General features: G+C 61.0%; 3 protein-coding genes. All 3 read right to left on the bottom strand.

The annotated features are described in order from the left end of the window. Positions 1-68: 68 nt before the first annotated feature. The 3 genes from IFT57_RS03320 to IFT57_RS03310 all read right to left on the bottom strand — a co-directional run bounded on the left by IFT57_RS03320 (position 69) and on the right by IFT57_RS03310 (position 10,291). The gene (locus tag IFT57_RS03320; protein ID WP_192150482.1) at positions 69-4,844 is read right to left on the bottom strand and encodes a Tc toxin subunit A-related protein; all 4,776 of its coding nucleotides are present in this window, start codon (positions 4,842-4,844) and stop codon (positions 69-71) included. Positions 4,845-5,010: 166 nt separating this feature from the next. Further along, on the bottom strand, positions 5,011-8,586 hold the full coding sequence (locus tag IFT57_RS03315) for a Tc toxin subunit A (RefSeq protein WP_192150481.1): 3,576 nt from the start codon (positions 8,584-8,586) through the stop codon (positions 5,011-5,013). A gap of 181 nt (positions 8,587-8,767) precedes the next feature. Next, positions 8,768-10,291: a fumarate hydratase gene (locus IFT57_RS03310; RefSeq protein ID WP_192049922.1), complete on the bottom strand. Its 1,524-nt coding sequence runs from the start codon at positions 10,289-10,291 to the stop codon at positions 8,768-8,770. Positions 10,292-10,460 lie beyond the last annotated feature (169 nt).

Below are 10,460 nucleotides of genomic sequence, written 5' to 3'. Positions count from 1 at the left end.
CGGTCGTTGAATGCTGAGTCGCCTTTGTCGCGGGCAGAGGGCTCTGCCCGCGAAGGCGGTCGCCCGACCTACGCCGACTTGGCGGTGTAGCTCACTCGCACGATCACATCGCTCAACGCCGCCAACAGCTCGGGTGTGGAACGGGTGAAGCGCAGGTTCCAGGTCGATACCGCCCCGGTGCCCTCGAACGGCAGGTAGCGCTCGTCGTCGAAGTTCAGGGTGAACATGCCATCGTCATCGACCCCGCTGGACAGGGCGATCTGCTGGCTGGCACGCATGTTTTCCCAGACGTTGGCGCCCACTGTGTCGCCCATTTCGACCTTGCTGTAGGTCTGGGTAAGCATGGCCGCCAGGTCTTCGTACGGGCCAAGCACTGCGGGCAAGGTCACGCTCACACGCTTGATGCGGCGCAGGTACTGGCCTGGGTAGTCGCGGTCGAACAGGTCTTGGTCCAGACTGATCTGCAACCCGCTGGGCTTGCCCAGATCCTCGACAATCGTTGCCCATTTTCTGTCGTCGGTTTCCTGCAGGCTGCGCACCGATACGGTCTTGGTGATTTCCAGCGAGCGCGCATTGCGCTGCAGGTAAGCCGCTTCCATTTTCATCAGGTTGAGCTTGAGCGACTCACCAGCGGTGAGGCCGCGGTAGCTGTCCTTCCAGGCTCCCGGCTGAATGAAGCGGGTCTTCAGGTCGGCGATCTCGTACTGCCAGCAGGCTTCGGCCGCCAGGCACAGCGACAGGGTGGTGTCGTAGGCCTGGTAGTAGAACGTGGCGAACTGGCCGTTGAGCCACTGGTAGAGCTGGGCATTGGTGAAGCGCTTGTTGAGGAACTGGAAGGTGGTAGCCGCTTGGTCAACCATCAGCTCGGTCTGACGCAGTTGCTCGGCAGTGACCTTGGCCTGCTCGTCGTGCACTGCCAGCTGCGCATCGATCTGCTCGATCTCGCGCTGGGCCTGCTCTTCGGCGTGCATCCATTCCTGATGGCGACGACGGTATTGCTCGGTGCGGTCCAGGGCTTCAGCCGCGCCATGGAAAGCAGTGGCCATGCCCTGGGCCACGGCGGTGGCAATGCCGGTGACGCCTTCCAGGCGCCAGCCGCCCGTGGTGGCGCCGACGATTGCGCCACCGGCCATGCCAGCGATCACGCCGCCCACTGCACCGACCTGGTTGGGCGCTACCTTGAGGCCCTCGCCGATAGCCTGGGAGACGAAGCCCACCCCTTCGGCGACTCGACCTTGCAGGTGCAAGGCGCCGGCAGACACTTCCCCGGCGCTCACGACTTCAGAAGCCATGGTGGCGTAATGGCTCAAACGGTTTTCAGCGATTGCACGGCTGGCCAACAGCGCCTTGCGCCCTTCGGCCTCCACACCCTGCACCAGTTGCTGCAAAACGATAGCCTGCTTGGCCATGTCCCAGGCTTGCTGCTGTTGCATTTCCTGCAGTTGAGCGTTGTCCTTGCGTTCGAGCAACGAGAGCAGGGTAGTGCCGAACTGGATCAGGTTTTCTACTGCAGCGCTGGCACGGTTGTGCATGACGCTGAAGCGGTAGTGCGGGATTTCCTGGCCCAGCAAGCGACCCGCGCCACCACCGGCGGCACCGGTGCCGAATGCCGACATCAAGGCACGCGGATCCAGCGGCGCAGCGAACAGCGGCAGTTGCAACGGCTTGCCGTCCAGGGTGCGGTTGTGGCGCAGGTTGCGCAGGCGCGCTTCGGCGGTGTCCCAGTTCTGCACCAGCTCGCGGTTCAGCGCTACACGGAAATGCGGGCTGTCCAGTTCCGGCACGGTCGCGTCAGTACTGAACGGCATCAGCGCGAGCGGTGGTTGCTGAAAGATGACCAAAGAACGGCCATCGTTTTCGGCGGCGCTCTCGGCGACCTGGCGCTCTTGTTCGATCAAGCGCTGTTCGAAAGCCCGCAGGTTCAGGTTGACGGAGTCGGCCAAGGTCCTCAGGGTTAGCGGGCTCCAGCCACTGACCAGGCGCTTGTCCGGGCGTGGCCCGAGCAAATCCAGCACGCGCACGTACCAAAGCTTCGCTTCGTTCAAGGCATCCGGGTTCAGCTGGCGGTACGCCGCATCACCGCGGTCCAGCAGGTTCTTGATGAAGTGGCTGTACACCGCCTTGCGGTAATGCACGGGGTTGTCGCTGGCAATGCCGTCGGGGTCGATCGGAGCGCGGGTCGAGCGCTCGCGGCTCAGCTCGTCCACCAGGGGCCGCACGTTCCAGTAGTCCGGCCGGCCGCTGCTGTCGCTGCGGCGGCCGGGGTCGAAGATGAAGCTGAGCCAGTATTCGGCTTCGCTGAACTGTTGCTCGGTGTTCAGGCGGTGGCTGATGAGGAATGGCAGGTGGAAAAACAGTTCCCAGAAGTACAGGCCATTGGCGCCTTTGAAGTCCATCATGGGCTGTTCGCCGACGCCGCCCAGTGCAGGCTCTCTAAGCGTCTGGGTGTCCCACGACAGCAGATTTTCCAGCGCAACGTTGGCCCGCTCGATCAAATTTCGAGCGAAGAGGGTATTCATTCGGATCGGTTTACGATCGGCATTGTTCTGATCGTTCTTGACGATGGTCGAGCCGGTAAAGTCAATGAACTCAGCGGTACCCAAAGTGGGGTTGGTACTGAGCGATACTTTAGGTGATCTTAATGTGGAACCTGCGCTTATAACCTCCAGCTCTATCTTGGTGGCTTTCGCACAGTGGCCGAGGCCCTTTAGGCTCGTACCTGCCCGACTCATCACATAGACGCCGTGAATGATGGTGAATTCCTTTTGCGCACCGGGCCATTCGACCGCCCAATCAGGACGCAATGTTTCTGGGTTGATGTTGATCCTGATTGTTTGAGAATGCTGGTTGGGATAAAGGACCTCATAAGCTGGACCCAGCTTGAGATTCACTTTCTGTGCCATGCTATCAGGGGTAGGTACGCTCATCGAGGCCGGGCGCGCAATGTACTGCGCGAAGGAAAGGTCGTTGTGGGCCAGAGTACCCTCTGTGCCATAGGTCTGGCCTGTTGAAAATCGCACTGCATTCATCACGAAACGATCGCTATGCGTAGCTTTCAGTTGGCGAATGAGTGACATGTTCACCCTCTTGCCACGCAAGTTGGCACTGCCACCGCTGGCGTTGAAGCTCACCGTCGGGATGTTGACGGCATCTTGAATGAAGTTGTCGATCGGCACAGCTGAACCCATGACTCCCAATTGCCCCCAAAAAATCGTCTTGATAAATCCGCTGGTGGCCGAGACGGTGGACCCTTCTGCAAGCGTCACCCAATCCGCACCATCGTCCGGGGGGAGTTTGAGCGTGAATACGTAGTTGTTGGTCCCTACGGCGCTGAAGGTCAGGTTGGTCGATCCCTCGAAGACATGGTCTATATGAGTGGTCAAGCTGATCTGCCGACTGGCCTCGTTGTAGGTGATCTCTGTCCCATTGGCGATTTGCTTGATACGAGGCTGCCAACCGGCATAGTTCCAACCGTTCAGGCCGACGCTCTGTGGATGCGGTGAAGTCGTGCTGCTGGGCTGCTTAAGGCGAACCGATGCGGCCGATACGGGGAATTGGAATCTGCCTTTGTTGGCATCGGCGAACAGCACCCCGGTGCGCATCACTAACGTTCTGTTGGCGCCTGGATCCGAGGCATCTGTGTTGTCCACCAGGCCGCGCTGCGGAAACATGGGCAGGCTGTTGAAGTTCTTGTCGATCTTCAACGTCTTCAGCATTTTATACGTGTCCCTGCCGCCATCAGCAGAACTGGCATCCCGTGTGTACCCGCTGTACAAAGCAAGTAACAGCGCGTCCGGGTTGGTGGAGTTATCAACCACAGCGATGCTTTCAACGACGACTTTGCCTTCGCTGTCGGTAATGGCAGCCAAGGGCGCGTGGATTTCGATGTAGCACTGAGGCGCGCTCCAGCTGTCATCGTATTTCTTGTAGGTCAGGTGAAGCCGGAGTTTGGATGCCACTGCGGGTTTGGCGACGCCCAACGTTCTGGGGGGATAGGTGCCATTCTGAGGCGACTCGGTTTCCAGCGTGCCTGTGGATGAGGCGTCCACGGTGTCGGCCAATTCCACCCATACCACGAACAGTCGATTGTTGAAGTACACCGGCCGGATAGTTTTCTCGATCGCGTTGTCGGAAATTGGCAGATTGGCCCGCTTCCAATCCGACCATGCGCCAGGACTTGGGTTATCGACCTTCGGCCCTTGGGTTCCGCGGACGTAGGTGCGTTCGGCCATGTTCACCGACCGCCAATAGTAGGCCCCCTCCGCGCGGGACTTGCCGATGAAGTAGTAGGTGGACTCCTTGAAATCCGTGCCGGCGATGTAGCCGTTGATGATGCTCAGGTTTGCCACTTCCTCGAAGCTGGCAAGGTAGTTCTGCACGGCCTCCTGAGTGGTGTCCACGCTAATACGGTTCTGGTTGATGTCATTTTCCAGCTGCTGGAAATACGCCGACTTTTTCATCCGCAGCGACGGATCAATGTACAGCGACGGGTACCAGGCCAACTGCTGGTTGGCCGCCCACAGCGGGTACTGGCTGCGCTGATCGCGCCATTCGCTGAGCAGTGCTTCGCTGAAGCGTACGTCGTCGTAGCCCGGCTCCATGCCCAGCATGGCGCCGTTTACGTACTGCTGAACGCTGGCGATGGCGCTGGCCACCGGGCTGGTTTCCACGGCCTGGGTGACCTGGGTGTCCAGCAGCAGATATTCGTAGAGGTCGTTTTCGGTTTTCAGTTTGCTGGTCAGGCCAAGTTCGGCCAGCTTGGCATCATTGGGTACGACTTCGCCCAGGTAGTAGGCCACGAGGGCGTCGCGAAAGCTTTCGTTGAGTGTGGCTGCGATGGTCATGCAATGAGTTCCGTTATTGAGGATGTATGAATGGGTGTCAGGCCCGGCCCCTTCGCGGGCAGAGGGCTCAGCCGCCCGCCCCGTTCCCACAAGGGGGCTGCGGTGCAGCGAAGATCCTTGTGGGAGCGGGGTGCCCGCGAAGAGGCCGGCCTGGACACCCAGTGACTCAGCGGTTTACAGCCGCCATGGCAGCCTGCCCCACCGCCTGCCAGTCAGCCTCGGGGCTGTCGGCATTCAGGGTGCAGGCTTTGAGCAGGGTCGCGGCGTCGAGGCCGGTCTCCAGCGAAAGGGCCTGTGCGCGGCGCACCCAGTCGATATGGGCAACGGTCTTGGCGGTTTGCTGGGGCAGCAGCGCGGTGAGCACCGCCACTTCGCTTTCGCTCCAGCCCAACAAGCTGGCCAGGGCGGCGTTGCAGGTTTGCGACTGGACCGCCAGTTGGCGTTTGCCGGGGCGTTTGGAGACCTGTGCATTGGCCTGCTGCAAGTAGCCGAGCAGGCGCTCTTCGGGCTGGCCCAGGGTGTTGAACAAGGTGTTGTAGGCCTTGAGCGACTGCAGGTTTTTCAAGGTCAGCGGCCATAGGCTGCCGTCACCTAGCCAGGACGGGTTCACGACGAAGTGGCGCAGCGCGGTGGCGCCCACATTCGCCCAGCTGATGGCGCGGGCGCAGGTGCTGACCGTGGTTAGATTGGCCACTACGAGGTCGATTGCTGCCTCATCCTGCTCGGCATCCACGGGCCATGCCAGGTTGACGCGTTCGAGCAATTGATAGGGCGAAACCTGCGCGCACCGGCTGACCCACAGGGCCAATTCGGGAATCAGGCCGGTATGTTCCTGCAACAGGCCTTCAACCAGGCGTTGCTGGCGACTCAAGGCGCTGAACAAGTAGTCTGTCAGCGTCGTCACGGTGGCGGCCACTGCGTCGGCAGCCGGGCCCACCGCATTGACCAGAGTGCTGACCTTGGCCATGAGTTGTTCGCGATCAGTATCAGTCACTGTCATCGACAGGGCTTTGACCAGGCCCGCGGTATCGACGATAGCCTGTTCCCCGCGCGCTAGTTCAGCGTGCCAATCGATGGGTGCGCCGTCAGCTTTGCCTGGCAAGCCCAATCCAGCCACGGCCGTTGGCGTGACGGCTGTACCGCGGCTGTCGTTGGCCAGTCGTTGCAGGCGCTCGACCAGCGGCGATGCGGGAGCAGGGGTACCGTCTGCATCCATCAAGGCGCGCAGCCCAGTCACCGTCGTTTTGTGAGTGTTCAGCCAGTGAACGGCCTCATCCAGCTCCATCAGGATGTCGAGGATGTCCTTGTTGTTGGAATCCAGAGGTTTCAACTGGCCATTGGCAAGTGAGCGGTGATACGGGTTACCCCCCAGCAATGAGATAAGTGCCAGGCATTCGTCGACCGAGAGCCCGAACATCCCTGCGATGCGGGCTTGTCGGTACAGCGATGACACCACCGGTAACGAGCGCGACAGCGGACGCGTCGGGGTGATCGTATGGGCGGCGATGGCGGCGAATGTCTCGGGCGATACGCCGAGTCCTGCGCACAACTGATTCACGGTGGTTTGTTGAGCGGGCTCCGTGCTGGTATGGCTGAAGGTAACTTGATCCAGCACCAGTGGGGCGCCGAACAACACTGGACTGTTGAATATCCGATCGAACAAGGGTATGCGGGCACCGCAGGCAAACGGCGTGATGTCGTGAACGAACGCGGCAAACTCTTCGGCACCGATGGCGTAGTGTCGGTTGAAGTAACGATACGCACCGAGGACGCGCAGGGTGTTCTGGTTGGTATTGAGGCCGTGGTTTCTGTCACCTTCCGCACGCATGGCCGAGACGATCAGCGTATCCAGTTCGGCGAAAGGCAGGCCTGTCCAGCGCTGCAAACGCACCATGCGTTGCAGGCGATCGAGGCGATCGGGCGACGTGTGCAGCAGGCGAACCGTGGCTTGCCCGGTAGTGCTCGGGTGCAGATTGATGGCATTGGCAAACAGGTGATGCCTGTCCGTCTGCTCGGCATCCAGGCCGCCGTTGCCGTTGATGAAGCAGGCCCCGTAGTTCATCGGACCGGGGGATCGACGTTCGATCCGTATATTGGCCAGGCTGTGCTTCATGGGGCAATTGGGGGACAGCTTCGGGTAGGCGCCTTTTTGACACAGAAGTGCTTCCAGTTGGTCTGCATCCAGCTCGGTTTTGCCGCACAATGTGTTGAATGACGCCAGCGACATGCCCCGAGCTTCCGGTTCCGCAGTCCCCAGGTGATCCTTCATGAACTGCGCTTCTGACTCGCTCAAGGGGCAGCTACCCACTCCGTTCTGGCGAGTGTAGAGATCCAGCCGCCACTGACGGGCCAGGTAGTTGCCGCGATCTGTCTCGACTCTTACATTGATCAGCAGGCGCGCCCGGAAATCCCCTGAAAGGTCCACGCCGGGATTCTCTGCCGGATCAAAATACAAGGCCATGCAGTGGCCCTGATTGGAATTGCTGTGGGAATTGATGTTGGAGTTCAGGAGTTTTCTCTGTGCGGCACTTGTTCCGAGATAGAGGACATAGGCTTGCAGCTTGAGAGTCTTGCTCTCGGTGCCGTTGCTGAAGACTACTGTCAGTGTTGTCTGTCCATCCTTTTTGGCAACGGGGGTTTCTGCCTGAGGTGTGCAATTCAATAATCCGGGTTGAGTTGGCAACAACAAAGAAACATTGTGGTTAGCCCACATGTAGGTGGTGCTGAACACCGGAGACATCCACAAGCGGGAGGCCTCTTGAGTGCGATCCAACTCTTCCATGGAAATATTGAACGTGGCGAAGTCCAGCGGCTGGGTCAACAGCTGTTGCTGGCGAGGGCTGAGCCCAGACATCAACGGCAGGGCCGCTGAGTTGATCTGAGCAAGGGGGCTGTCGACAGCCGACGCACCGGCCAGGCTCAACGCATGATTGATCTCCCCCAGCCCCGGCTTCTTCCCACCCAGCGCCAAGCTCACCTGCTGATGCGCAAAGTGATACGGAAACACGAACGGATGTTTCTTATCCGCCAGCAACTGATCAATCGGGCGCGTGTCGCCTTTCACCCTTTGATATTCGGCAATGCCCTGGCTCAACACGTTATTCACCAGGTCCAGCATCGGCACGCTTTGGTAGGTGCTCTGCTCATCGATCACCAGTGTGTCCAGATCGGGCCGGCGCACGGCCAGCGGGATGCGCTTGGGCGACGTGGACGCGCCTTCGATTTTCTCGGCGGCAAAGCGGCGCAGCGAGCCCAGGTAGGCCACTGGCCCATCCATGGCTTCGATGGCGCCCACCTTGCAGAACTGGTCCCAGTTCTCCTTGAACAGGTTTGGGTAGCTCGGGCCGATGTCGACCAGTGCGCGCACGCCGGTCTGCGGGGCGATCAGTGGCAGGTCGCGGCCTGAGGACACGACGTCTTCGCGGTAGGAACGGGCGATCTGGGTGGCGTAGCACATGGCATTGTCGTAGGCCAGGTCGCCATCGGCATCGCTGAGGGTGCGCAGCTGACGGGTGAATTCGGCCTTGGGCTGGCGGATGATGTCGAACACCGAGCTCATGCCCATTGCCGGCATCGCGTCCGCAAAGCTCATTTGGTCCAACGCGCGAGTGTGCGGGGTGGCCGGTACCAGGTTGTCGAACAACGGGTTCGGCGTGGTGTTCGGTTGCACCGGTAGCAGGTTATCGGCAGGCGGTTCGTTGTCGTGTTCAGAAACCAGATCTGGACGTTCAGGGGTGGTCATCAGGTATCTCGCTCATCGGAGTAATCAGAGGCCGACTTTTTAGCGGGCATGCCGAGAGCGGGGTATCCACAGAACTGATAGGTAGGCAAAGCCAGACAACGCCGCTATGGTCGCGGGATGCGGCTCGCAAAAGCAAAAAGCCCGGCACTGGGCCGGGCTTTTCAACGTAACGCAACGACCGTTACTGCACTTCCACCGCCAGGCTTTCGGCGATCCTGGCTTGCCAGATGGCCGGCCCGGTGATGTGCACCGACTCACCCTTGCTATCGACGGCCACGGTGACCGGCATGTCCTTCACGTCGAACTCGTAGATGGCTTCCATGCCCAGTTCTTCGAAGGCCACGACGCGCGACTTCTTGATGGCCTGAGCCACCAGGTAGGCGGCGCCACCGACGGCCATCAGGTACACGGCCTTGTGGTCCTTGATCGCCTCGATGGCGGTAGGGCCACGCTCGGACTTGCCGATCATGCCCAGCAGGCCGGTCTGGTCGAGGATCTGCCGGGTGAACTTGTCCATCCGCGTGGCGGTGGTCGGGCCCGCTGGGCCGACCACTTCTTCGCGTACGGGGTCGACCGGGCCGACGTAGTAGATGAAACGGCCCTTGAGGTCCACCGGCAGGGTCTCACCCCTGTTCAGCATCTCGACCATGCGCTTGTGCGCAGCATCGCGGCCGGTGAGCATCTTGCCGTTGAGCAGGATGGTCTCGCCGGGCTGCCAGCTTTGCACCTCTTCAGGCGTCAGCGTGTCGAGGTTCACGCGGCGAGCCGACGGGCCGGCTTCCCAGACGATTTCCGGGTAGGCGTCCAGGTCCGGCGCTTCCAACTCTGCCGGGCCGGAGCCGTCGAGCACGAAGTGGGCGTGGCGAGTGGCGGCGCAGTTGGGGATCATGCACACCGGCAGCGAGGCGGCGTGGGTCGGGTAGTCCATGATCTTGACGTCGAGCACGGTGGTCAGGCCGCCCAGTCCCTGGGCACCGATGCCCAGCTGGTTGACCTTGTCGAACAGCTCCAGACGGATCTCCTCGATACGGTTCTGCGGGCCGCGGGCCTTGAGTTCGTGGATGTCGATGGACTCCATCAACACTTCCTTGGCCATTACCGCAGCCTTTTCGGCCGTGCCGCCGATACCGATGCCGAGCATGCCGGGTGGGCACCAGCCGGCACCCATGGTCGGCACGGTCTTGAGCACCCAGTCGACGATCGAGTCGGACGGGTTGAGCATGGCCATCTTCGACTTGTTCTCGGAGCCACCGCCCTTGGCCGCCACGTCCACTTCCACGGTGTTGCCGGGAACGATGGAGTAGTGGATCACGGCCGGGGTGTTGTCCTTGGTGTTTCGGCGAGCGCCTGCCGGGTCGGCCAGGATGGAGGCGCGCAGCACGTTTTCCGGCAGGTTATAGGCGCGCCGCACGCCCTCGTTGATCATGTCGTCCAGGCCCATGGTGGCGCCGTCCCAACGTACATCCATGCCTACGCGCACGAATACGGTGACGATGCCGGTGTCCTGGCAGATCGGCCGGTGGCCGGTGGCGCACATGCGCGAGTTGATCAGGATCTGGGCGATGGAGTCGCGCGCCGCCGGGGATTCTTCACGCAGGTAGGCCTGGTGCATGGCCTGGATGAAATCCACGGGGTGGTAATAGGAAATGAATTGCAGGGCGTCGGCGACGCTCTGAATCAGGTCGTCTTGTTTGATCACGGTCATGGGGCGCGCTCCTCTTGTTGGGGAACATTCGTTGAAAAAGCGGGTCAGGTCTTGCCTGGCGCATGGCTTTCGAGGTGCGTCAACTTGTAGCAGGTCGGCGCGAAAAAGGCGCGGCAGTATAGCGCGGCTGGATCGAGCTGACACTCTGGATTGGCGGGTTGGCGTGGTG

Origin of the sequence: Pseudomonas sp. CFBP 13719, from assembly GCF_014842095.1 — a bacterium.
GTDB lineage: Bacteria > Pseudomonadota > Gammaproteobacteria > Pseudomonadales > Pseudomonadaceae > Aquipseudomonas.
Note: the sequence above shows the minus strand (reverse complement) of the source record. Positions and strands in the feature narration are given on the sequence as shown.

Excerpts from the sequence above, each read along its gene's own strand:
- IFT57_RS03320 (WP_192150482.1), bottom strand. The coding sequence starts at position 4,844 with ATGACCATCGCAGCCACACTCAACGAAAGCTTTCGCGACGCCCTCGTG.
- IFT57_RS03315 (WP_192150481.1), bottom strand. The coding sequence starts at position 8,586 with ATGACCACCCCTGAACGTCCAGATCTGGTTTCTGAACACGACAACGAA.
- IFT57_RS03310 (WP_192049922.1), bottom strand. The coding sequence starts at position 10,291 with ATGACCGTGATCAAACAAGACGACCTGATTCAGAGCGTCGCCGACGCC.